Here is a 24,903-nt window from a genome sequence, read left to right as displayed (position 1 = left end):
TCAGTCTCCTTCGGGAAAGGCAAATCGCGCCGCGATCCGGCGCGCCCAAGGCGCCGAGAGCGGGCTTTCAGTCACGCCATGCCCGGAATATGCGTGGATAAAACGCGGCGCGGCCCCGGCCCGGGATTGAATACCCAGATGCTTGGCCACCCCCGCTGCGCGCATGCGAAACAGCAGCACGTCGCCCGGGGCGGCATCCGCCAGAGGCTTCGGGCGCAGATGCCGTTTGGCCCCTTCCCACAAGATCTCTTCTCGCTGGGGTTCGGACCAGTCGGCCGTATAGGGCGGGACAGCTTCGGGCTCCGCACCGTAAACCTCGCGCCAGACACCGCGCAGCAGGCCCAGGCAATCGGCCCCGGCCCCGCGCACGGATCCCTGATGGATATAGGGCGTGCCGAGCCAAAGCCGGGCCTCCGCCACGATGCGATCGGAATTGCTCATCCGCGCAGGCTCCCGCCGTCATTCTGACCACCCTGGACCGGGTAGCTGAGAAGCCAGTCATCCCCAGGAATGTAGGGAAAGCCCTGAAAGTTCTCGGAGTTCTGGAACTTGAACCGGCACGTGTCGTGCCGCTTGTCGCATCCGGCGATCAACCGAACACGATCCCCCGGCACAATGGATTGCCCGATCGCTTCCCAGACTTCGATATCCCGTCGCCCATCAAGCCACCGGTCGTTCTTGATCAGCGCATGCAAACCTGCCGCTGCCCCGCTGAGCACGATGAAGCGTCCGCGCTCGAACCAGCTCAGGTCAAAAGCCTCAAGCGGATCAAAGGAGAACACCCGGCCCTCGCTTTGGGCCGTGACCTCCGCCTCGACAGAGAATTTGGGGTCGCTCACATCCAGCGCACAGGCCGCATCGCCGAGCACAGCGGTACAGTCTCGCTGATAAACCCGCCCATGGGGCTTGTTCAGCAGCTCGGTCAAGCCGCGCAGTTCGGCACGAAACGCGCCATCGATCTGCTGCACCTCGCCAAGGATCCCGCGAAACTGCACCGCGCGCTCTTCGGGATTGGTCCAGTTGACCAGCCAGATCTCGACCCCGGCTCCATCAAAACGACCGGCCCGGATATCTTCCTCTGAAATCGCAGCATCCGACAGCGCTCCAATCGCCTCGGAATTGTCCACCGACAGCCCTGTGGATTGCTGCAGTGCCGCCGCGGAAAGACCGGAATCGGCCACAAAGGTGGTGCCCTCAAAGCTCAGGGGCAGGTCATGATCGGTGAAGCCAAAGACCACACCATCCTGACGCGCCACGCGCCAGCAACGGCACACCGTCGTCAGCCCCGTGGCCAGATGCGCGAGCAGCGCGCTGTCCGCGCCGCTCATACCCGCAACTCCACAACCGGCACAGACGGGATATCCCCCGCCTGAAACGACGCGACCGAGGTCTGGATCCGGTCAGTGTCAAACCGCACCGGCACGTCAAACTCGAACCCGGCGGTCACCGCAGCGCCCGTGGCCGGGGCCTCGGCAAACATCACCAGCCCCCGCGCCGTATCGATCTCGTAATGCACCCCCTCCGAGAGGGCGACACCGTCCACCCCGGCCCGGACCGAGCCGATCACCGGCTTGGTGACCACCCGCCCATAGGACTGGCTCCCGGAGCGGTAATTCTTAACAAGCTGGAAGGCTTGGGTCTCGCCATCGCCGCTGCCGATGACCTGATCGTCGAACTGCACCTCCTGCGAAGGAGCACAGCTTTTGAAATCGGACCAGTCTTTCCAGCGAAAGCCATACATCTGACCCTGGCGCGCTTCGAAAAACCCGATGAGCTGCTCGATATCGTCCAGGGACCGCATCCCCACCCCCGCATCGTAGCGGCGACGGGACTGGGACCACGGCGTATTGCGCTCTTCAAATCCATTGGCCAGCGCAACGATCTCGGTGCGCCGTTCCGGTCCACCGGTGGAGCCAAAGCTCAGATTGGCGGGAAATCTCACTTCATGAAACTGCATGTCGGGCTCCTATCGGTTCCGCTGGCCAAGGGTCAGCGCGCGGCCCATATCGGCGGCAAGCTGGCTGCGCGAGCGACGGAACCCATCCACATCGGGCGTGGAGATGTTCATCACCACCTGCACCGGGCGGGTGTTGCTGGTGCCGCTGGCGCGCACGCCAAGACGGCCATCCGCACCGCGTGCCAGGGGCATGATCGCCTCTGGCCCCGCTTCGCCCATCAGGCCGGTCGCGCCCTTCATCGGAAAGGTCGTAGGCGAGGTCACGACACCGCCCTTGGCGAAGGGCATCACCCGCCCTTGCGAGAAGCTGCCGCCATGGGAGAACCCCAAAACCCCCGACAAGACACTGTTGATGCCTGAGGACAGGCTGTTGCCCAGCGCTTGCTGGACGGGCTTCATCGCGGTGTTATAGGCCGCGTCCACCATGGATTGCGCCACGGTCTTCAGCGCGTCGGACAGCTTCAGGCCATCAAAAGCCAGACCGTCAAAGGCCCGGCGCAGGCCACCGCCGATACTGGTGCCCAGCGAAGCGGCTTCACGCTCGGTATAGAGCATGCTGTCGCGCACCCGGGTCATCTCCGCGTCAAAGGCACTGGCAACTGCCGTGGCATCGCCCAGCGTCTGCTCCAGCTCGGCCATCCGCGCGTCAAAGCCCTCGATCTCGTCAAAATCAGTCATCTTTGGTGTCCTCCGTCCTGTCCGGGAACTCCCGGACCAATTCTTCCAGACGCGCGCGTCCGAGCGGTGCGTCCCCGCCCCCCTCGGCTCCAAGCATCAGAAGGAGTTCGACTGGCGTCAGCGCCCAAAACTCATCCGGTTTCAGCTTGAGCCCGGACAGACCGAGCCGCAGCAATCCAGGCCAGTCGAACTCGGTCATGGCGCGCCCGTCCCTTGCGGGACCGCAAAGGCCCGCGCGAGCAGAAGGGCCGCGCTGCGCGCCGCATGCACCGGACCGCCCTCGATCTCGGCATTGGCGAGATCCTCGAGCTGACCTGTCCAGCCACCGCCGCGCAGACCTGCATTCAGCAAGAGCAGCACGTCGCGTACCCGGTAGCGGCCTGCCTCGAAGCGGTCCACGACCGCAATCAGGGATTCCGCACCCAGATCCGCTTCCAGCTCGGCCAAAGCCCCGAGCGTCAATTTCATGGCGTGACGCTCACCATCCACGGTCAGCGTCACCTCTCCGGCATAGGGATTGGCCATGGGGATCAGATCGCGTTGAAGGTCAGCTGACCGGCAGAGGCGATGGTCATCTCATAGGTGGCCTCGCCATTCTGGCTGCCCGCATATTCGATCGCCGTGATCATGAACGCGCCTTCGACGATGCCGAAATCGGGGATGATCACCTGGAAATTGGGCACCTCACCGTCGAAAAAGATCTGCCGCGCGCGTTCATCGGTGTTCTCGTCGCGGAACACGCCCGAGCCCGAGATCGACGCGCTTTTGACGCCCGCGCCGCCCAAAAGCTCGCGCCAGCCGCCCGCGCTCTCCAGCGAGGTGACATCCACCGTCTCGGTGTTGAAGGTGATCCGCGTGGCCCGCAGACCGGCGATGGTCTCGAACTGACCCGTTCCGGTCATGTCGAGTTTGATCAGAAGGTCTTTGCCTTTTTGCACAGCCATTGGGCTCTCCAAATCTGGGGGTTAGTCATCTTCGAGACGCGCGCGGAACCACAGGTCCACCTGGCGCATCTGACCGTTGGTACTGAGGCGCGCCTTGGCGCGCAGAAACTCGAGCGTGCTGAGGGATCCACGGCTCAGGGCCAGCGGCGCATCGACCAGAATGTCGCTGACACTGGCCGCCACATCCTTGATGGTCTGGAAACCGTCCGCTTCCGTGTGGACGCTCACCACGAAATCATGGCGCGTGGCCGCCGAACTGCGATCGGCGCGGGCCACGGCATTCTCCGGTCCCAGCGTGATGTAGGTCGCCGGCAGCGTGCCCTTGGGCACCGCGTCATAAACCGCGTCTCCCACAAGCGCTTGCAGAGCCGGATCCGCAATCAGCGCGCCATAGACCGCCGCCTGCAGGGCGCTGGACAAGGCATAACTCATCCCGGAACCTCCTCATCTGCGAAACATGTCAGGAACCGCGCCTGCGGATCCGCCTCGGCCACCGCAAGGATGCGGTAGATCCGGGCCCCCTCGCGAAAGCGCTGCTCGGGCTTGGGGCGGCTCGGGCTGTCAAAGGGCGCCGCACGCACCAGGATCCGATAGGAGGTCAGCGAGACCGACGCCGCCGGACGGCCCCGCACCTGACGTCCCGTCCGGTGCTTGACCTCGGCCCAGAGCGTGCCGCGTTCTTCCCAGCTCTCGGTGAATCCACCCGCGCCGTCAGAGGTCTGCACCCGCGCCTCAAGCGTGAGCTTCCGGGTCAGTTTCGGCGTCATCTCGGACGCCCTCCGAACATGCGGATATCCCGGAACATCTCGATCAGCGAGCGCACCATGCGCGGCAGGCCGCGGGTCCCGAGCCCGTCCCGTGTCTCATAGAAATGAGCCGCGAGGATCAGAACGGCTTGCGCCAGACTGTCCGGAATCGCGTCCCACTGGGCGCCGTATCCGGCGTCAAACCGGATCTCCACGAAAGCGCCCGTGGGCACTTTAGGAAAGCTGGTGACCGCCTTGATCCCCGGCCGAAACGTGTCAGCCAGCACATAGTACGACCCGTCCGCCAGGATGGTCTCCGATCCGTCCGCCTGAACCAGCGCGACCTTGGCAACTGACTGCAAAGGCCCGCGCGGAAAGGACTGAACGCCCGGCGCCTCCCAGTCGTCGAGCCGCAGGCGAAACGATCGCCGCAGCAAGGCCTTCCCGGTTCTCGTCTCAATCGCTGAGACCGCCGCAAGCAGCGTGCTTTCCAGAACGGCATCCTGAAGCTCGTCGTCGGAGAACCCGCGCCCGAGACGCAGGTGGTCCCTGTAAGCCTCGAGCGGCAGGGCCGCGAGAGGCACTGGCGATACTTCTGTCAAATTCATTTTCCGCGCTCCCATCAGGGCTTCAAGTGTCGGTAGTGGACGTGCGCGACGGCGCTACTCGGACGGAGGAAAAAAGCTAGACAACGCCGCCTCTTTCACGCACGCCCACCGATCCGCCCCAAGAGGCGGAACTGAACTACGGTGCTGGCCGCAGGGCCTTAGCTGACCGCAAACTTGAGAAGCTTGATGGCGGCGAAATCGCTCACATCCCCGCCCACGCGCTTGGTGGCATAGAACAGGACATGGGGCTTGGCCGAGAACGGATCACGCAGGATGCGCAGGTCCGGACGCTCCGCGATGGTGTAGCCAGCCGCGAAGTCACCAAAGGCGATGGCGGTGGAATCCGCTGCGATGTCGGGCATGTCCTCCGAGATCAGAACCGGATAGCCCAGCAGACGCGCCGGCTCTGCCGCGGCCAGACCGTCGGACCACAGGAAGCGACCATCCGCATCCTTGATCTTGCGGACCACACCGGCGGTCTTGGAGTTCATCACGAAAGACGCGTTGGCGCGGTAGCGCGCACCGAGCGAGTAGACCAGATCCACGATGGCATCTGCGGGATTGACCGCATCGAATTCGCCATCCTGACCGGTGACCACGTAGCCGAGATTGCCCCAGGCCCAGACATCATTGTCGATGCTGGTGTGATCGAGGAAGCCGCGCGGCTTGTCCTGACCGTCACCGGTGACAAAGGCCGCGGCCTCGGACCGGGCGAACTTGTCGGCGATGCGCTCTGCTAGCCAGGCTTCGATGTCGAAGGCGGCATCGTCCAGCAGACGCTGGCTGACCTTCGGCAATGCGGCCAGCTCGTGGAGCGGGATCGAGATCCGGTCGATCTGCGGGGTGTCGGTTTCGGTCAGGTTCGCGGTCTCGCTGGCCCAGCCGGTGCCAACCTCGGTCTGGTCGACCAGCACGTCATAGGAGGTGGCCTCGACGGTCACGATCTGCGCGATGCTGCGGATCGATGCCTGAGACTTCAGAACGGCCTTCACCGTGTCTGCGGTCTGCGGGTCGACGAGGTAGCCACCATCGGCCGACACGGCCGTGGACATGGCCTTGCCTTCCAGGTCGAGCCCGCGCAGCGCGTCGTCGTCGCCGGAGCGCAGATAGGCGTCGAACGCCTTCTGATGGGGGGCCGCCTCTTCGATGGCACCGGACAGCGCGGGACGCGCAGGCGAAATGGATTTGCGATCAAGCATGAGAAGACGCTCTTCTTGTTGTTTCAGTCGGGATTTCAACTCGGCTTTCTGGGCCGTCACTTCGCGCACAAAGGCGGTCAGTTCTGCGGTGACTTCAGCGATCGGAGTAGTCCCGTCCGCCACGGCGTCCGAAGCCGCTTGTCCTGCGCGAACGGCAGTAGGATTGCTGTCGCTCATTCTTCACTCCTTTTCGAAGTCGGTATCCGCCAGGATCGGATCACCCAGCGCCACACGAGCGGCACGCAGCGCGCTCGCCAAAGACCGCCAGTCGCCAGAAAGCTCATCCGCTTTCTGGCCGACCCGCGCCTCCGGAAGCATCGGGAAGGTCACCAGAGACACCTCCCAAAGCTCCACCTCCGTCAGATGGCGTCGCCCCTGCGCGTCCTTGCTGGCGCGCTTGGTGCGATAGCCGATCGACAAACCATCCAGGGCCCCGGCCGAGATCAGCTCGGCCGCTTCGCGCCCCCGGGCAATCTCGGGCAGAAGACGACCTTTGACATACAGCCCGGTCTCGTCCTCATGGACCTCGTCCCAGATCCCGATGGGTTGGGCCGGGTCATGCTGCCAGAGCATCTTGACCTGCCGACCACCCGCCGCGAGCTTCTTGAGCGAGGCCGCATAGGCCCCCCGCTCGACGATGTCATTGCCCTGATCCACGGCCCCGAACAGGCTCGCATAGCCCTCGATCGCGTAGCCCTCGGCAACCGCCCCGTCCTGCGGGTTGTCACCGAACTGGCAAAACTTCATCTCCAGCCCGGAGCACAGCTCCGGCCCGTTTTCCGCATGCGTCATATGGAGTGCTCCTATTGCGTGCTCAGGATCGACTGCACGGCATCCGCGAGAACTGCGCTCGCCACCCCCACAATCGTCAGCCAAAGCCGTTTCTCGAGACGCGCAAGCAGCGCGTTCATGGCGTTGAGCCGGTATTCCAGCGCGTCCCAACGCTCCTGGGCGACGCGCTCATTGGCCTCGATCTTGTGCGAGGGCGCGCAATTGGTCGCCCGGCAATCAAAAGCGTCATAGAGAAACCGCGACCCCGAAAAGGATTTGGGCCGGTCCGTCATGACGCGCTATCCGTTTCCGCCGGCAGGCCCAGCAGGACGCGCTTTTCCGCGTCGCTCAGGAAATCCGCGTTGCCGATGCGCGCCCATTGGGCGTCGCGCTCGGCGGACAGCGCGGGGATCTTGTCGAGATCCGGCGCCACCGCGATCGCCTCACCGGACAGATCCGACAACCAGTTCGCCAGCCCAGCCGTGACCTTCTGCGCCAGGGGCAGAACCGTCAGGCGATAAAAGGCCCGGTGCGCCTCCTGGTAATTGGCATAGGTCGCATCGCCGGGGATCCCCAGAAGCATGGGCGGCACGCCGAAGGCCAGCGCGATCTCACGCGCGGCAGCCTCCTTGGTCTTCTGGAATTCCATATCCGACGGGCTGAACCCCATGGGTTTCCAGTCGAGCCCGCCTTCCAGCAGCATCGGTCGCCCGGCATTGCGCGCGCCCATGTGGTAGCTGTCCATCTCGTCGACGAGGCGGGAATACTGCTCCGGCGACAGGGTCGTGTCGCCATCGACGCCCTTGTAGACCAGCGCGCCCGAGGGTCGCGCCGCATTGTCGAGCAGCGCCTTGGACCAGGCGGTCGCCGCATTATGCACGTCCAGCGCGCTGGCGGCAGCCTGCATCGGCGAGAGACCATAGTGATCGTCCAGCGGGTGAAAGGCGCGCAGATGGCAGATCGGCGTGCGCCCCTCTTCCACCTTGAAGCGGTGCTTATGCGCGCCCACGCTATAGTCATAGGCCGCCGGCCAGCCATCGGCGCCGGGAACGATCCGCACCCGGTCCGAGCGCAACACATGCAACTCCGCCGGAAGCTCCGCGCTGCCGAACACGGCCTCGGCAAACCCGTCACCGCTCAGCAGCAATTGGGCGTAAAGCGCCTCGAAGAATTCCGCACGCCCCTGCCCGGTATTCGGGCGGGCCAGCAGCGAGACCAGCGGATGCTGCTCATAACGGCGCTCCGCATCCTGAAAGCTCAGCGGCAAGGCTGCCGCCGCCTCGGCGATCATCTTGACCGCGCGAAACCCGACCGGGTTCCCGGCAAATCCGTTTCGTGTCAGCGACCCGGAATCCCGGGGCGTCCAGGCCACGCGCCCGGAATTGCCCATGGCCACGACACGGCCGGTGGCCGAGGCCTTGGTCTCGGGAACGACGTCCGTCGCCGGAACGCCTTGCTTTTGTCGAAACAGATTGAACACCATCGAGGATGCTCCCTTTTACGAGCGCGCAGGGCGACACCCCGGCCCCCAAGCGGGGATCGGGCCGAGGCCGAGCGGGATTTATGAAGTGCGACCGCGCCGCGACAGGCGGCTACAGCGTGCGGATCTGCGGGTCTGCTTTCGGCTTGGGCGCATCCAGCAGCAATTCGGTCAGCGCCCAAACCAGCGCGTCGACCCGGTCCGGGCTGCCCTTGCCCTTGAACCCGTGATTGGTCATCTGGCACATCTGGTCTTCCAGATCCCCCAGCCCCCGAACATGTTTCACCCGCCCTTGCTCATAGAGCGCGGCAACGGGCTCGGCGCGCACGGCCTTGCCACGGGTGGCGCGCACAGCGCGGTAAGGCATCAGGTCATCGACCTGACGCAGGACGGTCTCGACGAGATCGCCGCCCTGATTGACCTCGGCCACGACCCGCTCCGCCTGATGGCGCGCAGCGGCCTCAACGGCGGCCTCGGCCCATTGCAGCGGGGTCTTGGCAGACACGGTCGCGTCCTCCAGGACATAGGCCTTCCAATTGCGCGGATCGCCCTGGGCCATCAGGCCCGCAACCACGATCCCGCAATCATCCGAGCCCTTGTGACCGGTGACCGGCGGGTCCACCGCGACCACGATCCGGTCGAGAACCGGGACGGTCTCGACCCGGTTGGCCTCGATCGCCTCGCTGGTCCAGAGCGCGCCCTCCACATCGTCGAGCAGCACCCCGTCCAACTCCTGACGCCCCAGACGCGTGCCTGCATAGCGCAACCGGATCTCTTCGAGGAAACTCGCCGCCAGATAGGCGCGGTTGGCTTCCGTCGGTGCGGTGGTCATCACCGTCGAGGTCAGGTTGATGATCTGCTTGAGCAGAGCCACCGCCCGCGGCGTGGTGGTCACGACCTGACGCGGCCGCTCCCCCAGCCGCAGGGCAAACTGCAACATGTCCCAGGTCTCATCGGGCTTGGGCCATTTTGCCAGCTCATCAACCCAGGCCGCATCGAATTGCGGCCCGCGCAAGGCCTCCGGATCATTGGCCGAATAGCATTTCGCCGTGGCGCCGTTGGGCCATTCCAGCTGGCGCTTGGTGGCAACCCAGGTCGGTTTCCGGTCCGGCGGGCAGCAGGCGAGGATCCCGCTCTCCCCCTGCACCATCACGTCGCGCACCTGGTCATAGGTTTCCCCCACCAGGGCAATGCGCCGCGAGCGGCCCGGGTCCAGCGGACGCGGACCCTCCACCTCGCGGCGCACCCACTCGGCGCCTGCGCGGGTCTTGCCCGCGCCGCGCCCCCCAAGCACGACCCAAGTCCGCCAGACATCGGCTGGCGGCAACTGATGGGGCAACGCCCAGAATTCGAACAGATAGGGCAAGGCCGCAATGGCATGCTCACTCAGGCTCGACAGGAACGTCTCCGTAACTTCGGGCTCTTCGGAGCTCAGCCAGTCGGCGCCCAATCTCAGCGTTGGCTGCTTCGAGATCGAGGGCACCTGCATGGAGGCCACCGTTTGTCTTTGCGAGTTCGTCTGCAAGACGATCCTCCTCTTTCAGGGCAATCCTGGATATCTCGCGCAGGTCCTTGAGGACGATGCGCAGCTCTTTTGTGACTGTCCCATCCGGCTCACCGGTATGTGTCATCTGCTCGACCTTCGCGATCGCGCATTGAACACAGTTTCGCAGGTAGACGACTTCGTCTGCTGCCGCGTCAAGAAAGCTGCCGGGTCGGCATGCTCCGCTTTCGGAGTCTTGGTACATGCTGAAAGGCCTCTCAGGCTTTCCGCACGAGTAAAAGAAAAAGCGACCGGAGATGGCTCCGATCGCTTACCCACTTTTTCTAGCTTGACACAATGTATACTTTCGAGCGTTCGCAAAGTCAAGCACTCTGCTTTAGGTTGTAGCAACACCACCGAACGCATCCGGGCGCAACACCCCTAGTTTGCCTGACGGCTCCGCTCGATTTCCCGCCACCGGGCAACGTTTTCATTGTGCTCCACAAGGGTCCGGGCAAAGGCGTGGCCGCCAGTCCCATCGGCAACAAAAAAGATGTAATCGGTCTCCGCCGGTTGCACTGCGGCCAGGATCGCATCGCGCCCCGGATTGGCAATGGGGGTCGGCGGCAACGCGGGAATTACATAAGTATTGTAAGGCGTTGCCCCACGCAGCTCGCTCCGCCGCAAGCCCCGGCCAAGCGTGCCGACACCGTTTGTGATCCCATAAATCACGGTCGGATCCGTCTGCAGGCGCATACCGCGATTGAGCCGGTTCACGAAGACCGATGAGACCACATCGCGCTCTTCGGGCACCGAGGTTTCCTTCTCGATGATCGAGGCGAGGATCAGCGCCTCCTCCGCGCTGTCCAGCGGAATCTCCGGGTCGCGCGCCTCCCAGGCCGCGGCGAGGATCCGTGTCTGCGCCTCAGCCATACGTGCAACAATTGCGCTCCGCGATGCGCCGCGCTCCACCTCATAGGTGTCCGGTGCAAGGCTGCCTTCCGCCGGGACCGCGCTAATCTCACCGGTCAGGAAATCCGCCTTCTGCAGCGCATCCATGATCTGCCAGCTGGTGACCCCTTCCGCGATCGAGATCCGGTGCGCCATGGGCGTGCCCGCCGCGACCAGCGCCGCATAGGGCTCCGGCAAGGGGTCCTCGGGCGCGAAACTGGCAACCACCTCCGCGCGCCCGTCTCCGGCGCTGCGCTCGGTCAAGCGCGTCTCGGCGCTATCCACCCGGATGAAATAGGTCGCCACATAGCGGAACGACGCCGCCCCGCCGGTGGTCAGGATATCCAGAACCTCCGCCATGGAGGCCCCCGCTGGCAATTCATAATTCCCGAATTTCAGATCCCCGGCCTGCTCGGTATATTGCGCCCCGAGGCGAAAGATCGTGGCCGAGGAAATCACCCCCTCCGCCTCCAGCGCATCCGCCACACGGGTCAGGGACGCGCCGCGCGGCACTTCGAAGAAGATCGGCGCGTCCAGAGGCCCGGTGCTTACATAGCTCCGCTGCCCCCACCCGATCACTGCAATCAGCATGACCGCCGCCACGATCAGCAGCGTCATCATGTTGGACGCGAGGGCGCGCCACATCAGTCTGTGACCCGCGCCATCACAAGCGAAGCGTTCGTGCCCCCGAAGCCAAAGGAGTTCGACAGGGCGTAATCCACCTTGCGCTCCCGCTTGACGTTCGGGGCCAGATCCAGCGCGCTCTCCACCGCAGGGGTGTCGAGGTTGATGGTCGGCGGCACCACCTGATCGCGGATCGCCAGGATCGAGAAGATCGCCTCAACGGCCCCCGCCGCGCCCAGCAGATGACCCACGGCGGATTTGGTCGAGCTCATGGTCGCCGAACCAACCGCATCGCCGAGCACACGTTCCACCGCGCCCAGCTCGATCACATCCGCCATGGTCGAGGTGCCATGGGCGTTGATATAGTCGATCTGCGCGCCGTCGATCCCGGCCCGCGCAAGTGCTGCGCGCATGGCCCGCTCACCGCCCTCACCGTCTTCGGACGGGGCCGTGATGTGATAAGCATCGCCCGACAGGCCATAGCCCACGATCTCGGCATAAATCTTGGCCCCGCGCGCCTTGGCGTGCTCGTATTCTTCCAGAACCACCACACCCGCGCCTTCGCCCATCACGAACCCGTCGCGATCCGCGTCATAGGGGCGGCTGGCGGTCTCGGGGCTGTCCCCGCGCTTGGTGCTCAGCGCCTTGCAGGCGTTGAAGCCGGCAATCCCGATCTCGCTGATCGGGCTTTCCGCGCCGCCCGCGACCATGACATCCGCATCGTCCAGCATGATCAGCCGCGCCGCGTCTCCGATCGCATGGGCGCCCGTGGAACAGGCCGTGACCACTGCATGGTTCGGCCCCTTGAACCCGTGCCGGATCGAAACCTGCCCGGAGACGAGGTTGATCAGCGCGCCCGGGATAAAGAAGGGCGACACCCGGCGCGGACCGCGCTCTTTCAACAGAACCGCCGTCTCGGCAATGCTCTGCAACCCGCCAATCCCCGAGCCGATCATCACACCCGTGCGCAGCTTGCCCTCTTCGTCCTCGGGGGCCCAGCCGCTATCGGCCACGGCCTGATCCGCGGCGGCCATCCCATAGAGGATGAACTCATCGACCTTGCGCTGCTCTTTCGGCGCCATCCAGTCGTCGGGGTTGAAGGTGCCGTCGCTGCCATCGCCCCGGGGGACTTCACAAGCATAGGTGGTGGCCAGATGGCTCGCGTCAAAGCGCGTGATCGTGCCCGCCCCCGACTGCCCGGCCAGAAGACGTGTCCATGTCTCTTCGACCCCGCTGGCCAGCGGTGAAACCATTCCCAATCCAGTGACGACGACCCGACGCATGCGCATTCCTCAAAGGTGTTCTCGTTTCGCCACCTGATACACGTGCCGCCCCCCGAGGGGCAAGGCGCAAGCCGCCGCAACAGCGGTATCACGCGAACGAAACCGGGCCCCGAGCCCGCTTCAAAAATGGAAAACGGCGCCTCGAAGGGCGCCGTTTCGAAAAACTCGGTGTGCTGACAGGATCAGCTGGCTTTGCTGATGAAGCCGACAGCGTCGCCAAAGGTCTGGATCGTCTCGGCTGCGTCGTCCGGGATCTCGATGCCGAACTCTTCTTCGAAGGCCATGACCAGCTCAACGGTGTCCAGGCTGTCTGCGCCCAGATCGTCGATAAAGGAAGCGTTCTCGACAACTTTGCCTTCTTCCACGCCCAGATGCTCAACAACGATCTTCTTCACGCGATCCGCAACGTCGCTCATGTCCTAGTCCTCATTCGTGTTCTTGGGTCTTTGCCCGGTGTCGTCAATGTCGCTCGATCGGCGACGATGGTAGCCCGCGCGAGCGGCTGGATCGGTTCCCCGCTCCGAAACTGCGCCGCCTATAACACATGACTTGGCAAAGGCAAACGCTTTCGCAGGAGACCGGCAGCCCGCGTCAGAGCATCGCGAGACCGCCATTCACATGCAGGGTCGTGCCCGTCACATAGCCTGCTTCGGGGCTTGCGAGATAGACGGCCGCGGCCGCAATCTCGTCCACATCGCCCATCCGCGCAGAGGGCACCTGCACCAGCAATTTCTGCTTCTGGTCATCGGTCAACTTGTCGGTCATGGCCGTGGTGACAAAGCCCGGCGCGATGGCATTCACGGTGATCCCGCGGCTGGCCACCTCATAGGCGAGGGATTTCGACATCCCCACCATCCCCGCCTTGGAGGCCGCGTAATTCGCCTGCCCCGGATTGCCCGTGGCGCCCACCACCGAGCTCACATTCACGATCCGGCCCCAGCGGGCCTTCATCATGCCGCGCATCACGCCCCGGCACAGGCGCATGGTCGAGGTCAGGTTCACCTCGAGCACGGTCGTCCATTCCTCGTCGGACATGCGCATGAACAGGTTATCCCGCGTGATCCCGGCATTGTTGACGAGAATATCGACCGACCCCATGGCCGCCACCGCCGCCTTGGGCAGTGCTTCGACCGCCTCGGCATCGCTCAGGTTGCAAGGCAGCACATGGGCGCGCTCGCCCAGCTCGGCGGCCAGCGCCTCGAGCGGTTCGGTGCGTGTCCCGCTCAGGCCAACCACCGCGCCCTGCCCGTGCAGCGCCCGCGCAATCGCGCCGCCGATACCCCCGGACGCGCCGGTCACCAGCGCCGCTTTTCCGGTCAGATCAAACATCATGCGTCTTCCTTCTTGTCGCCGAGGGCGGCCACGACATCCGCCGAGGTGCCAATCGCCTTGGTGGCCACGGCGCGATCGATCCGCCGGACCATCCCGATCAGGGCCTTGCCTGCCCCGATCTCCCAGATCTCGGACACGCCCTGTCCGGCCATCCAGCTCACGCTTTCGCGCCAGCGGACCGAGCCGGTGATCTGCTCAACCAGCAGCGCGCGGATCTCGGCCGGATCGGCCACGCCCGACGCGCGGACATTGGCCACGACCGGCACGCGGGGGGCCTGAATATCAACCGCGGTCAACGCCTCCGCCATCACTTCGGCCGCCGGCCCCATGAGGGCGCAATGGAACGGTGCGCTCACGGGCAACAGAACCGCGCGCCGGGCGCCCTTGGCCTTGGCCAGCTCCACCGCGCGTTCCACGGCGGCCTTGTGGCCCGAGACCACAACCTGGCCCGGGTCATTGTCATTGGCTGCTTCGCAAATTTCGCCCTGAGCGGCCTCGGCGGCCACCTCTGTCACCGCCTCGAAATCGAGCCCGAGCAGGGCCGCCATGGCGCCGACGCCCACGGGCACGGCCTCCTGCATGGCCTGACCGCGGGTGCGCAGCAGCTTGGCCGTGTCGCCCACGCTCAGCGCGCCCGCCGCGGCCAGCGCGGAATACTCGCCCAGCGAATGCCCCGCGACAAACCCGGTCTCAGCCCAATCGAGCCCCTCGGCCTCCAGCGCTCGCAGCGCGGCCAGCGAGGTCGCCATCAGCGCGGGCTGGGCATTGGCCGTCAGGGTCAGCGTCTCGGCCTCACCTTCCCAGATCAACGTGCTGAGCGCCTCGCCCAGCGCGTCATCCACCTCCTCAAACACCGCCTTGGCGGCTGGATAGGCCTCCGCGAGGTCGCGGCCCATCCCAATTGTCTGCGCCCCTTGTCCGGGGAAAACGAAGGCTCGGCTCATGGGAACTCCTGAATGTGGCCCTGAATTTGGCGTCCCGCCTCTTACCCGAGCCCGTGCGCTGGTGCAATCGGTGGCGACAGGTCGCTATCGCCGCACAATGTCTGTGCCTGACCGGCGTTTATCCCGCGCCGCGCAGCCACTAGGTTGCCGCCAAGTCAGAAACGGAGCACGGACCATGGCCCTCAGCAACACCGCCCAGAGCTACGGCAGCCTTTCCAAAGCCCTCCATTGGGCGACCGCGCTGTCGATCCTCGCCCTGATCCCCCTGGGCATCATCGCCAATGGTCTGCCCTTCGACACCAGTGAACAGCTGGCCCGCAAGGCGCTGCTCTTTTCGGTGCACAAGACACTGGGCGTCACGGTGTTCTTCCTCGCCCTTGTGCGGATCGCCTGGATGATCCGGCAGCCCAAGCCCGCCCCGCTGCATCCCGAACGGCGGCTGGAGACCTTTGCCGCCGAGATGGTCCATTGGGCGCTCTATGGCGCGCTGGTGCTGGTCCCGCTCTCGGGCTGGATCCACCACGCGGCCACCACGGGCTTTGCGCCGATCTGGTGGCCCTTTGGGCAAAACCTGCCGATGGTGCCGAAATCCGAAACTGTCGCGCATCTCTTCGCCGGGCTGCATGTCGTGTTCGAACGGGTGCTGGTGATCGCGCTGGCCCTCCATATTGCCGGGGCGCTGAAGCATCGGATCATCGACAAGGACGGCACGCTGGCGCGGATGCTGCCTGGCGGCGGCGCTGTGGCACCGGCCCCGACCGCGCCGAGCCACCGCGCAACCCATATCCTGCCGCCGCTCGGCGCGATCGCCGGCTTTGCCCTCGCGATTTGGGTCGGCAGCCTGCTCGGGATCTATCACGGCAAGGACGCCGCGCCCGTGGCCCGGGCGGAGCTGGCCGCGGTGGCGTCGGATTGGCAGGTCGAGACGGGCACCCTGTCCATCACCGTGTCGCAGCTGAGCGCCCCGGTCACCGGCGCGTTCGAGGATTGGACCGCCGAGATCGCCTATGACCCCGAGACCCGGACCGGCGAGACAACTGTGACCGTGGCCATTCCCAGCCTGACGCTCGGCTCGGTCACGGGACAGGCGCTGGAGGCAGAGTTCTTCGACGCGACGGCCCATCCGACCGCGACCTACACGGCCACCATCGCCCCGGCACCGGAGGGCTCCGATGCACCGCTTATGGCCACGGGGCTTCTGACGCTCAAAGGGGTCGAACTGCCCCTCGCCCTGCCCTTCGATCTGAGCGTGACCGAGGGGCTGGCCGAGATGACGGGCCGAGCCACGGTGCAGCGCCTCGATTTCGGGATCGGGCCCAGCTATCCGGATGAGGCCAGCGTCGGCTTCGCGGTCGAAATCGACGTGACCCTGACCGCACGGCGGCAGGAGGGCTGACCCCGCCCGCCTCCGCCCCCGGCTGGACATGTCGCAAACTGGATAGCGTCGCCGAACCCGACCCGCCAAACTCCGAAAATCGATTTTTCGGGGCTTGGCCATATCGGCATGAATGACTTTACCACTTTCGCTGTCGCGGACATGGCCGGGTTGGCTGGCGTCTTCTTCTATATCCTGTCCTATTTCCTGTTGCAGATCGGCGTGCTGGCCAGCGACCGCTACACCTATCCGGTGCTCAACCTGCTGGCGGCCGGATGCGTGCTCTACAGCCTGCAAACCCATTTCAACCTCGCCTCCGCCCTGGTTCAGCTCAGCTGGATCGCGATCAGCCTTTTGGGGATCACCCGGCTCTACGTAATCGCGCATAACACGCGCTTCTCCGAGCAGGAGCGCGGGTTTCTCGACCGCAAGCTGCCCGGCTTTCCGCCCCATTGGGCCCGGCGCGTGCTCAACCTCGCCAAGTGGCGCGACATGGCGGCGGGCACGACCCTGTCCCACCAGGCCGAGCCGGTTTCGCACCTGACCTATCTCGTCGACGGCACGGCGGACGTCTTTCTTGACGGCAAACCCATCGCAGAGCTCGGGCCCGGCGCCTTGATCGGCGAGATCAGCTGCCTGCGCGACAGCCCGGCCTCGGCCACGGTGGTGCTGCGGGGCCCGGCGCGGGTCATGCAGATCGATGCGCGCGGGCTGCGCCAGCTCTGCCGCCGGACCCAGGGGCTCGACCATATGCTGTCGCTAAGCTTCTCCCATGAAATCCGCGACAAGCTGCTGGAGGCGAACCGGGCCCGCGCGGCTCTGGACCTCTGAAACGCAAAGACGCGCCCCGAGGGGCGCGCCTGTGATCCTGCGGCAGAGCCGGTCTTACTGGGCGATCATCGCCTCGATCGAGATCAGAACCTCAACCTCATCACTAACGAAGGGCGCAAAGGCGCCGACATTGAAATCGGACCGCACCAGCGTGGTGGTCGCGTCAAACCCGGCCCAATCGGTCTTGGCCATCGGATGCTCGCCCATGGCGTTCAGCTTGGCATCGAGCACGACCGACTGGGTGACCCCGTTCAGGGTGAGATCACCGGTGATCAGCGCCGTATCCTCGCCCGTCACCTCGATGCCCGTGGAGGCAAAGGTCACCAGCTCGCTGTCATCATCCGCCCCGAAGAAATCCTCGGCCATGAAATGGTCGAACCGCTTCTCCCAGCCCGTGATCATCGAGCGCACGGGCATGGCCACATTCACCGTCGAATTCTCGGGGCTTTCCTTGTCAAAGGAGATCTCGCCCTCAAACCCGGAGAACATGCCATAGGTCGTCGAATAGCCCAGGTGGTTATAGCTGAAGACGATCTGGCTGTGGCTGGCGTCGAGCACGTATTTCTGCGCCTCGGCATGGGCGGCCCCTGCGGTCAGGGCGAGTGCGGCAGCGGCGATTGTGGAGGAAAGGAGTTTCATGGTGAGCACCTTGATATGGAGTTATGCGCAGAAAATGGCCCCGCCCGGCCCCGGGGACAATTCCAACCACCTCAACAGTTTCTCTGCACCAGCGCGCAGAGATCTCGCGACGGACAGCCGGGCTTGGCCCGTGTAAGGACCATGTGGATGTCTGCCCGCGCGACGCGGGGCCGAGCGGCGTAGCGGACCCTTGCGTTCACAGGCACAAGGCTTATAAGGCGCGGGTCCCGATCACATGACCCTGCGTGGCCTCTCGTGTGCGGCCCGGGACCGTCGCAAGCCGCACTATGAAACACGCGTATCAGAACTGGAGAGCGCATGCCGTTTTATGAGCATGTCTTTATCTCGCGTCAGGACCTGTCCAACGCGCAAGCCGAAAGCCTGGTTGAGCATTTCGGAACCGTCCTCGCAGACAATGGCGGCAAGGTCGTCGACAGCGAGTACTGGGGCCTCAAGACCATGGCCTACAAGATCAACAAGAACCGCAAGGGCCACTACGCCTTCCTCAAGACCGACGCCCCGGCGCCGGCCGTGCAGGAAATGGAGCGCCTGATGCGTCTGCATGATGACGTGATGCGCGTCATGACGATCAAGGTCGACGAGCATCCCGAGGGTCCCTCGATCCAGATGCAGAAGCGCGAAGAGCGTGACAACCGTCGCGAACGCCGCTGATCAACGCTTGAGAAAAGGACGCTAACCCATGGCTGCAAAACCATTTTTCCGCCGTCGCAAAGTCTGCCCGTTCTCTGGCGACAATGCACCCAAGATCGACTACAAGGACACCCGTCTTCTGCAGCGCTACATCTCCGAGCGCGGCAAGATCGTCCCGTCCCGTATCACCGCCGTCTCGGCCAAGAAGCAGCGTGAACTGGCCCGTGCCATCAAACGCGCCCGCTTCCTCGCCCTGCTGCCCTACGCCGTGAAATAAGGAGCCGAGCACATGCAAGTCATCCTTCTTGAACGCGTGGCCAAGCTTGGTCAGATGGGCGAAGTCGTCGACGTCAAGCCCGGCTATGCGCGCAACTTTCTGCTGCCCCAGGGCAAGGCGCTGAACGCGTCGGACGCCAACATCAAGCAGTTCGAAGCCCAGAAAGCCCAGCTCGAGGCCCGGAATCTCGAGACGAAGAAAGAAGCCGAGGATCTGGCCGAGAAGCTCGATGGACAGCAGTTCATCGTGATTCGCTCCGCCTCCGACTCCGGCGCGCTCTATGGCTCCGTCACCACCCGTGACGCCGCCGACGCCGCCACCGCGGACGGGTTCTCCCTCGATCGCAAGCAGGTCGCTCTGGCCCGCCCGATCAAGGATCTGGGTCTGCACACCGTGCACGTGACCCTGCACCCCGAAGTGACTGCGGACATCGTTCTGAACGTGGCCCGCTCCACCGAGGAAGCCGAGCTGCAAGCCTCCGGCAAATCCATCCAGGAACTCGCCGCCGAAGCGGAAGCCGAAGCCGAGTTCGAGATCGCGGAACTCTTCGACGATATCGGCTCTGCCGCGTCCGAGGACAGCGATCTCGTGGAGACGGTCGAGGACAAGGCCGCCGACGAGAGCGAGGACGAGCAGCCCTGATCGGGCGCTCCTCCGAGGCATTCGCGCCGTCCGGTCTCCGGGCGGCGTTTTTTTTGGGCGAATAAATGCCACATTGGTAACAGTTTTCCCGAAGGAGGCTCTTTTTTGATGACGGCAAAGGGTTAATTCGTGCAACCATCAGGCGAGTACAGCCAAAGGATCGACCTTATGATTGCTCGACTTTCCCGCCGGAGTTTTCTCGGCACAGCCGCTGGAGCCAGCTTGATCGCCTTGCACCCCTATTCCGCCCGCGCCGCCGCAAATCAGGCGCATCTGCGGATTATGGAAACCACTGACCTGCACGTGCATGTGTTTCCCTACGACTATTACGCGGACCGCCCGCGCGACACGGTGGGCCTCGCCCGGACGGCGGCGCTGATCGACGGAATAAGGGCCGAGGCGACGAATGCGCTGCTGGTTGATAATGGCGACTTCCTGCAGGGCAACCCGATGGGCGACTACATTGCCTATGAGCGCGGCATGAAGGAAGGCGACATGCACCCGGTCATCGCCGCCATGAATGCGGTGGGTTTTGACGCCTCGACCCTGGGCAATCACGAGTTCAATTACGGGCTCGATTTCCTCATGAAATCCCTCGCCGGTGCAGACTTCCCGGTGATCTCAGCCAATGTGGTGCGCGAGATGGGCGCGAGCCCGACCGCCGACAAGACGCTGATCCCGCCTTACGTGATCCTGGATCGGATGGTGACCGACGGCGCGGGCGAAGAGCACGCGATCAAGATCGGGCTGATCGGCTTCGTGCCGCCCCAGATCATGAACTGGGACCGCAAGCATCTGGAGGGCAATGTGCAGGCGCGCGATATCCTCGAGACTGCGCGGGCCTATGTCCCGCAGATGCGCGAGCAAGGCGCCGATATCATCATCGCGCTGAGCCATTCCGGCATCGGCTCCGCACGTGAGACCGACGGGATGGAGAACGCCTCGGTGCCGCTGGCCGCGCTGGTCGGGATCGACGCGATCGCCACCGGGCACAGCCACTTGGTCTTCCCCTCGCCCACCTATGCGGATTACGCCGCCGTGGATGCCGAGGCCGGAACGATACACGGCAAGCCCGCCACCATGGGCGGGTTCTGGGGCTCCCATATGGGTCTGATCGACCTGATGCTTGAGCATGAGGGCGGTGTCTGGCGCGTGGTCTCGTCCGAGACCGAGGCGCGCCCGATCTCCAAGCGCAACGAGGACCGCTCGATCACGCCGCTGGTGGAGAGCCAGCAATATGTGCTCGATGCGGTGCAACAGGACCATGACGACACGCTCGCCTATGTCCGGCGCGCCGTGGGCAAGACCGATGCGCCGCTGCATTCCTACTTTGCGCTCGTGGCCGATGACCCCTCGGTGCAGATCGTCTCGATCGCGCAGAGCTGGTATATCGCCGAGATGCTCAAGGGTACCGAGTATGAAGGCCTGCCGATCCTTTCGGCAGCCGCCCCCTTCAAGGCCGGGGGCCGAGGCGGGCCGGAGTATTACACCGACGTCCCCGCTGGGGATGTGGCGATCAAGAACGTGGCTGACCTCTATCTCTATCCCAACACCGCCCGCGCGGTGCTGGTCACCGGGGCACAGGTCAAGGATTGGCTGGAACGCTCGGCGGGGATGTTCAACCAGATCACGCCCGGCGCCGCCGACCAGCCCCTTCTGAACCCCGATTTCCCGAGCTACAATTTCGACGTGATCGACGGGGTCAGCTACGAGATCGACCTGAGCCAACCCTCGCGCTTTGACGCCAAGGGTGGGCCGCTCAACCCGACCGCGAGCCGGATCGTCAACCTGACCTATCAGGGCGCGCCACTGGATCCAGAGGCCAAGTTCGTCATCGCGACAAACAACTACCGCGCCTCGGGGGGCGGCAGCTTCCCGGGCACGGGCGACACGATCATCTTCGAGGGGCCGGACACCAATCGCGACGTGATCGTCCGCTACATCGTCGAGCAAGGCACGATCAGCCCGCGCGCCGATGGCAACTGGCGCTTTGCGCCGATGGCCGACACCTCGGTCCTGTTCGAAACCGGGCCAAAGGCGGCGGGCTATATCGATGACATCACGGGGCTCGAGATCTCGCCCGCGGGCGAAGGCCCCGAAGGGTTCGCCCAGTTCCGCATCTCGCTCTGATCCATCGGCACCCGCTCAGAAACGCAAAAGGCCGCCCCTAGGGGCGGCCTCTGTCATTGATGTGAGCGCTCGGCTCAGATGTCGTCTTCGAGCGCCTCGACAGCCGCTTGCAGCTCGTCCTTGGTGACCTCTTTCTCGGTCAGCGTGGCCAGCTCGAACACGTAATCCACGACCTTGTCTTCAAAGATCGGCGCGCGCAGCTGCTGCTGCATCTGCTGGTTCTGCTGGATGAATTCAAAGAACTGACGCTCTTGGCCCGGATACTGACGCGCCTGCGCCATGATCGCCTGGGTCATCTCGGATTCAGTGACCTGAATGTCGTTCTTCTGGCCCAGCTCGGCCAGCAGCAGGCCCAGACGCACACGGCGCTCGGCGAGCTTGGTGTGCTCTTCGGTGGCTTCGATCTCGGGGTGATCATGGCCCTGAACCTCGGGGTTCTCTTCGTGCCACAGCTGATGCGCGATCTGACCCGCTTCGGCCTCAACAAGGCTCGGCGGCAGCTCGAACTGCACCAGCGTGTCCAGCTCGTCCAGCAGCTTGCGCTTCATCACGGCCCGGGCGGCACCGGCATACTCGGCCTCAAGGCGCTCGGTGATCTGGCCCTTCAGCGCGTCGAGGTCTTCGGCCCCGAACTGCTTGGCCATCTCATCATCCACCTCGGCGGCTTTCGGTGCCTTCACTTCCTTGATCTTGCACTCGAACACGGCGGCTTTCCCGGCCAGATGCTCGGCCTGGTACTGCTCGGGGAAGCTGACCTCGACATTCTTCTCTTCACCGGCAGAGGTGCCGACGAGCTGCTCTTCGAAGCCCGGGATGAAGGAGTTCGACCCAAGGGTCAGCGGATAGTCTTCGGCGGCACCGCCATCAAAGGCTTCGCCATCGACCTTGCCGAGGAAGTCGATCACGACCTGGTCGCCATCTTCGGCAGCACCTTCCTTGGTCTCGAAGGACTTGGCGTTCTCGGCCAGGTTCGACAGGGCCTCGGCCACGGCTTCGTCATCGGCCTTCACCACCAGCTTCTCGAGCGATACGGTGCTGAAATCGGTGTCGGGGACATCGGGCAGAGCCTCATAGCTCATGGCAACCTCGATATCGTCGCCTTCCTTCCAGTCCTCGTTGGTCATCTTGACCTCGGGCTGCAGGGCCGGACGGTCACCGCTATCCTCGAAATGCTTGGACATGGCGCCATCGATGGATTCCTGCATCGCTTCGCCGAGCAGCTTGGGCCCGAACTGCTTTTTCAGCAGCGCCATCGGGACCTTGCCCTTGCGGAAGCCCTTCATCTCGATTTCGGGCTGAGCTTCTGCGAGCTTTTCATTGACCTTGGCATCGAGCTCATCGGCGGTCACAGTGATCGAATAGCCGCGCTTGAGGCCTTCATTGAGGGTCTCGGTGACGTTCATGTCATCCCCTATCGGTTCAGTTCGGAAAGGCGGAAACGACCTCCGCCAGCAGGTAAATCAGCCGATCTTCTATGTGCGCAGCGGCAAGGGTGCAAGGGGGGAATCGGCCCCGAAGCGGCGTGATCCGGGGGACAAGCGCGGCACAGGGGCGAACCGGGTGCCTCTGAGCCGGTCAGGCCACCGCCAGCGAGGCGTCTTCGGTCCCCCGATCGCGCGGCCCCGGGCCACTGCGCTGCGCCTCACGCGGGGTTTGGCGCGCGCCTCGCCAAGGGTCCGAGCCGAGCAGGCCGTCCGAGAGCGCCCGAGAGAGCCCGGACGCAACCTAACGCCCTCCTCACGACCACATCACAACGCAGCGGGATCCTGCGGGGGCGACGTGTCGGATTTGTACGTCGCGCAGAACTCGTATGGAGGACAGTATGTTATTCTTGAAAGGCCATGGTGGTCACGCAATCTATGACGATCCGAGCACGGGCTATTCAATGTCCCACGCGTCGGAAGCCAGATCCGTCTGCGGTTTTGGCGTCGCTCAAAGCTACCCGGACTGGACCGATGCAAATCTTGGAAAGTTTGGCTATCTCTGCCTGTCCGACGAAGATGCCCCCCACGGCGCGGCGGTCCTGCATGCGCTGCCGCATGTTGCGTCGGACATGATCGATCAGGATCCGCCCGAGGTATCAAACAGCGACATCCCGGCTGCCTATACCTATTTCGGGCAGTTTGTGGATCACGACATCACGGCCGGAACCGATAGCGCCGTTTCGGTTTCGAAGATCGACACCGAAGATCTGGCCCCCTGCCACGCGCCGTGGTGGTGGAGCAGTTGGGCAACCTGCGGACCGGGCGGCTCGACCTGGACAGCCTGTATCGCGGCGCCGTGCTGCGCCTTGGAACCACCAACAAGATCCCGGGACAGACAACGCCCTTCAGCACGACAGAGACAGGGTGCAAGCGTTTAGACATAGCGTTTCTCCTATCTTTCGTATTCGTCCCAGGGTTTCAGTTAATTAGCCAGCGCCGTCATAGCAAGGCGGGTCACACGGTTCACTGGAACATCCCGGCCAGCCTTGGCATCAGCAAACCACGACTGCATTTTGTTCCGCGACGCATCCAGAGCGAGGGCGGCTTGACGTGCAGAGGTGAGGCCGGTCACCTCGGTCCATGCAAGAAAGTCTTGAGCTTTCATAGCTATAACTCCACATCCAGGGTCGCCGCCCTCTGTTTCCGGGGGACGACCACTCCGATCACCAGTGGTGGACGATGTTGGTGACAAGGGCCACCACTGTAGAGATCTGGAGAGCAATAGAGATGATTTGAAGTTTCATCCTTTTGCCTCCTGTGCGGGGCGGGACCATCCCGCTCCCTCTAGCACTTGTTTGCATTGGGGGGGCACATGGCTGAGGCGATGGGCCAACACCGTAGAACAGCAGTCAGCGAGCCGCACAAGAAAACGCGGGCGCACCGCCGGAGCGCAGGTCAAGCTCCTCAAGCCAAGGATACAACGTCAAGTGGGAAGCATTCCGCAAGGTCTTTGCATGTTCGAATGGGATGGACGTCGCCGCTGCTACATTTTTGGCAATCGCGCGGGATGCCACTCGCGCCGTGCAGCAGGAGAAAGGATAGACCTTGCCCGCCGCACCCAAGCCAGTGACGTGCCGTCCAGTGCACTCCCAAGAGGCGTTCGGCATCAACCGCGCGACCCTCTACCGCTGGGCGAAGGACGGCCACATCAACATCTACAAAAAAGGCCCCATGAGCTTCGTTAAGGTAGACGAAGTGCCGTTCTACATCGAACAGGGTGTGGGATAGAAGGTGGGTTCAAAACCGCCTATCCGGGATCTTCGCAATAAAATCAACGGGAGCTGGTGCGGGTGAAGGGACTCGAACCCCCACGCCTTGCGGCGCCAGAACCTAAATCTGGTGCGTCTACCAGTTCCGCCACACCCGCACGCGCC

General features: G+C 64.2%; 31 protein-coding genes and 1 tRNA gene. 8 read left to right on the top strand and 24 right to left on the bottom strand.

All coding sequences use genetic code 11. The annotated features are described in order from the left end of the window. From ACP15I_RS02965 to fabD, 20 genes are all read right to left on the bottom strand, one after another. Positions 1–441, bottom strand: a complete 441-nt coding sequence (locus ACP15I_RS02965; protein ID WP_424966927.1) for an NlpC/P60 family protein — start codon at positions 439–441, stop codon at positions 1–3. Further along, on the bottom strand, positions 438–1,328 hold the full coding sequence (locus ACP15I_RS02960) for a DUF2163 domain-containing protein (RefSeq protein ID WP_424973826.1): 891 nt from the start codon (positions 1,326–1,328) through the stop codon (positions 438–440). The genes ACP15I_RS02965 and ACP15I_RS02960 overlap by 4 nt, the downstream gene beginning before the upstream one ends. Next, positions 1,325–1,957, bottom strand: coding sequence for a phage distal tail protein, Rcc01695 family (locus ACP15I_RS02955; RefSeq protein ID WP_424973825.1), 633 nt, complete (start codon positions 1,955–1,957; stop codon positions 1,325–1,327). Before ACP15I_RS02955 ends, ACP15I_RS02960 begins: the two co-directional genes overlap by 4 nt. Positions 1,958–1,966: 9 nt before the next feature. Beyond that, complete coding sequence (locus ACP15I_RS02950; protein WP_424966930.1) at positions 1,967–2,635, bottom strand: phage tail tape measure protein; 669 nt, start codon at positions 2,633–2,635, stop codon at positions 1,967–1,969. Then, on the bottom strand, positions 2,628–2,834 hold the full coding sequence (locus ACP15I_RS02945) for a rcc01693 family protein (protein WP_424973824.1): 207 nt from the start codon (positions 2,832–2,834) through the stop codon (positions 2,628–2,630). Before ACP15I_RS02945 ends, ACP15I_RS02950 begins: the two co-directional genes overlap by 8 nt. Further along, positions 2,831–3,160, bottom strand: a complete 330-nt coding sequence (locus ACP15I_RS02940; RefSeq protein ID WP_424966932.1) for a gene transfer agent family protein — start codon at positions 3,158–3,160, stop codon at positions 2,831–2,833. The genes ACP15I_RS02945 and ACP15I_RS02940 overlap by 4 nt, the downstream gene beginning before the upstream one ends. Positions 3,161–3,165: 5 nt before the next feature. After that, positions 3,166–3,579, bottom strand: a complete 414-nt coding sequence (locus ACP15I_RS02935) for a phage major tail protein, TP901-1 family (RefSeq protein WP_424966933.1) — start codon at positions 3,577–3,579, stop codon at positions 3,166–3,168. A gap of 21 nt (positions 3,580–3,600) precedes the next feature. Continuing rightward, positions 3,601–4,011, bottom strand: coding sequence for a DUF3168 domain-containing protein (locus tag ACP15I_RS02930; RefSeq protein ID WP_424973823.1), 411 nt, complete (start codon positions 4,009–4,011; stop codon positions 3,601–3,603). Continuing rightward, positions 4,008–4,346, bottom strand: coding sequence for a phage head closure protein (locus tag ACP15I_RS02925; protein ID WP_424966935.1), 339 nt, complete (start codon positions 4,344–4,346; stop codon positions 4,008–4,010). Before ACP15I_RS02925 ends, ACP15I_RS02930 begins: the two co-directional genes overlap by 4 nt. Then, entirely contained in the window at positions 4,343–4,933 is a 591-nt protein-coding gene (locus ACP15I_RS02920) for a head-tail connector protein (protein ID WP_424973822.1), read from the bottom strand. The genes ACP15I_RS02925 and ACP15I_RS02920 overlap by 4 nt, the downstream gene beginning before the upstream one ends. Positions 4,934–5,091: 158 nt before the next feature. Beyond that, positions 5,092–6,309 (bottom strand): phage major capsid protein, encoded by a 1,218-nt coding sequence (locus tag ACP15I_RS02915; RefSeq protein WP_424966937.1) that lies wholly within the window; start codon positions 6,307–6,309, stop codon positions 5,092–5,094. 3 nt (positions 6,310–6,312) lie between these two features. Beyond that, the gene (locus ACP15I_RS02910; protein WP_424966968.1) at positions 6,313–6,879 is read right to left on the bottom strand and encodes an HK97 family phage prohead protease; all 567 of its coding nucleotides are present in this window, start codon (positions 6,877–6,879) and stop codon (positions 6,313–6,315) included. A gap of 56 nt (positions 6,880–6,935) precedes the next feature. Further along, positions 6,936–7,196: a GTA head formation protein, RCAP_rcc01685 family gene (locus ACP15I_RS02905; RefSeq protein ID WP_424966938.1), complete on the bottom strand. Its 261-nt coding sequence runs from the start codon at positions 7,194–7,196 to the stop codon at positions 6,936–6,938. Beyond that, positions 7,193–8,386: a phage portal protein gene (locus ACP15I_RS02900; RefSeq protein WP_424973820.1), complete on the bottom strand. Its 1,194-nt coding sequence runs from the start codon at positions 8,384–8,386 to the stop codon at positions 7,193–7,195. Before ACP15I_RS02900 ends, ACP15I_RS02905 begins: the two co-directional genes overlap by 4 nt. 109 nt (positions 8,387–8,495) lie before the next feature. Next, positions 8,496–9,872: a DNA-packaging protein gene (locus ACP15I_RS02895; protein ID WP_424974110.1), complete on the bottom strand. Its 1,377-nt coding sequence runs from the start codon at positions 9,870–9,872 to the stop codon at positions 8,496–8,498. Positions 9,873–10,307: 435 nt separating this feature from the next. Further along, the gene (gene mltG / locus ACP15I_RS02890; protein WP_424973819.1) at positions 10,308–11,462 is read right to left on the bottom strand and encodes an endolytic transglycosylase MltG; all 1,155 of its coding nucleotides are present in this window, start codon (positions 11,460–11,462) and stop codon (positions 10,308–10,310) included. Further along, entirely contained in the window at positions 11,462–12,724 is a 1,263-nt protein-coding gene (fabF, locus tag ACP15I_RS02885) for a beta-ketoacyl-ACP synthase II (protein WP_424973818.1), read from the bottom strand. The genes mltG and fabF overlap by 1 nt, the downstream gene beginning before the upstream one ends. A gap of 182 nt (positions 12,725–12,906) precedes the next feature. Next, a complete protein-coding gene (locus tag ACP15I_RS02880) occupies positions 12,907–13,140 on the bottom strand; it encodes an acyl carrier protein (RefSeq protein WP_424966943.1) in 234 nt (77 codons plus the stop codon). Between the two features lie 175 nt (positions 13,141–13,315). Next, complete coding sequence (gene fabG, locus ACP15I_RS02875) at positions 13,316–14,053, bottom strand: 3-oxoacyl-[acyl-carrier-protein] reductase (RefSeq protein WP_424973817.1); 738 nt, start codon at positions 14,051–14,053, stop codon at positions 13,316–13,318. Beyond that, positions 14,053–15,000, bottom strand: coding sequence for an ACP S-malonyltransferase (gene fabD / locus ACP15I_RS02870; RefSeq protein WP_424973816.1), 948 nt, complete (start codon positions 14,998–15,000; stop codon positions 14,053–14,055). Before fabD ends, fabG begins: the two co-directional genes overlap by 1 nt. A 175-nt stretch (positions 15,001–15,175) precedes the next feature. On the opposite strand from fabD, the gene ACP15I_RS02865 reads away from it, so the two are divergent. Together ACP15I_RS02865 and ACP15I_RS02860 are read left to right on the top strand one after the other, a co-directional pair. Continuing rightward, entirely contained in the window at positions 15,176–16,396 is a 1,221-nt protein-coding gene (locus tag ACP15I_RS02865) for a cytochrome b/b6 domain-containing protein (RefSeq protein WP_424973815.1), read from the top strand. Between the two features lie 108 nt (positions 16,397–16,504). Continuing rightward, complete coding sequence (locus ACP15I_RS02860; RefSeq protein WP_424973814.1) at positions 16,505–17,206, top strand: cyclic nucleotide-binding domain-containing protein; 702 nt, start codon at positions 16,505–16,507, stop codon at positions 17,204–17,206. A gap of 54 nt (positions 17,207–17,260) precedes the next feature. On the opposite strand, the gene ACP15I_RS02855 is transcribed toward ACP15I_RS02860, so the two are convergent. Then, entirely contained in the window at positions 17,261–17,845 is a 585-nt protein-coding gene (locus ACP15I_RS02855; protein ID WP_424973813.1) for a YceI family protein, read from the bottom strand. Positions 17,846–18,163: 318 nt separating this feature from the next. On the opposite strand from ACP15I_RS02855, the gene rpsF reads away from it, so the two are divergent. From rpsF to ACP15I_RS02835, 4 genes are all read left to right on the top strand, one after another. Beyond that, a complete protein-coding gene (gene rpsF, locus ACP15I_RS02850; RefSeq protein ID WP_424966948.1) occupies positions 18,164–18,517 on the top strand; it encodes a 30S ribosomal protein S6 in 354 nt (117 codons plus the stop codon). Between the two features lie 28 nt (positions 18,518–18,545). Then, positions 18,546–18,773 carry a 30S ribosomal protein S18 gene (gene rpsR, locus ACP15I_RS02845; RefSeq protein WP_005982441.1) on the top strand — a complete coding sequence of 76 codons (228 nt, stop codon included), beginning with the start codon at positions 18,546–18,548 and terminating at the stop codon, positions 18,771–18,773. A gap of 12 nt (positions 18,774–18,785) precedes the next feature. Continuing rightward, a complete protein-coding gene (rplI, locus tag ACP15I_RS02840; RefSeq protein ID WP_424966949.1) occupies positions 18,786–19,415 on the top strand; it encodes a 50S ribosomal protein L9 in 630 nt (209 codons plus the stop codon). Positions 19,416–19,583: 168 nt separating this feature from the next. Beyond that, positions 19,584–21,545: a bifunctional 2',3'-cyclic-nucleotide 2'-phosphodiesterase/3'-nucleotidase gene (locus ACP15I_RS02835; RefSeq protein ID WP_424973812.1), complete on the top strand. Its 1,962-nt coding sequence runs from the start codon at positions 19,584–19,586 to the stop codon at positions 21,543–21,545. Between the two features lie 74 nt (positions 21,546–21,619). On the opposite strand, the gene tig is transcribed toward ACP15I_RS02835, so the two are convergent. Then, positions 21,620–22,948 (bottom strand): trigger factor, encoded by a 1,329-nt coding sequence (tig, locus tag ACP15I_RS02830; protein ID WP_424973811.1) that lies wholly within the window; start codon positions 22,946–22,948, stop codon positions 21,620–21,622. Between the two features lie 419 nt (positions 22,949–23,367). Between tig and ACP15I_RS02825 the strand changes: the two genes are divergently transcribed. Further along, positions 23,368–23,907 (top strand): hypothetical protein, encoded by a 540-nt coding sequence (locus ACP15I_RS02825; RefSeq protein WP_424973810.1) that lies wholly within the window; start codon positions 23,368–23,370, stop codon positions 23,905–23,907. 44 nt (positions 23,908–23,951) lie between these two features. On the opposite strand, the gene ACP15I_RS02820 is transcribed toward ACP15I_RS02825, so the two are convergent. Continuing rightward, entirely contained in the window at positions 23,952–24,134 is a 183-nt protein-coding gene (locus ACP15I_RS02820) for a hypothetical protein (RefSeq protein ID WP_424973809.1), read from the bottom strand. A 440-nt stretch (positions 24,135–24,574) separates the two neighbouring features. Between ACP15I_RS02820 and ACP15I_RS02815 the strand changes: the two genes are divergently transcribed. Further along, positions 24,575–24,757 carry a hypothetical protein gene (locus tag ACP15I_RS02815; protein ID WP_424964471.1) on the top strand — a complete coding sequence of 61 codons (183 nt, stop codon included), beginning with the start codon at positions 24,575–24,577 and terminating at the stop codon, positions 24,755–24,757. Between the two features lie 54 nt (positions 24,758–24,811). Here ACP15I_RS02815 and ACP15I_RS02810 read toward each other — a convergent pair. Beyond that, positions 24,812–24,896, bottom strand: a tRNA-Leu gene (locus ACP15I_RS02810). Positions 24,897–24,903: the final 7 nt, after the last annotated feature.

The sequence above is a fragment of the Dinoroseobacter sp. S124A genome, from assembly GCF_049801015.1.
Classification (GTDB): Bacteria; Pseudomonadota; Alphaproteobacteria; order Rhodobacterales; family Rhodobacteraceae; genus Dinoroseobacter.
This window is presented reverse-complemented; position numbering and strand designations above follow the sequence as displayed.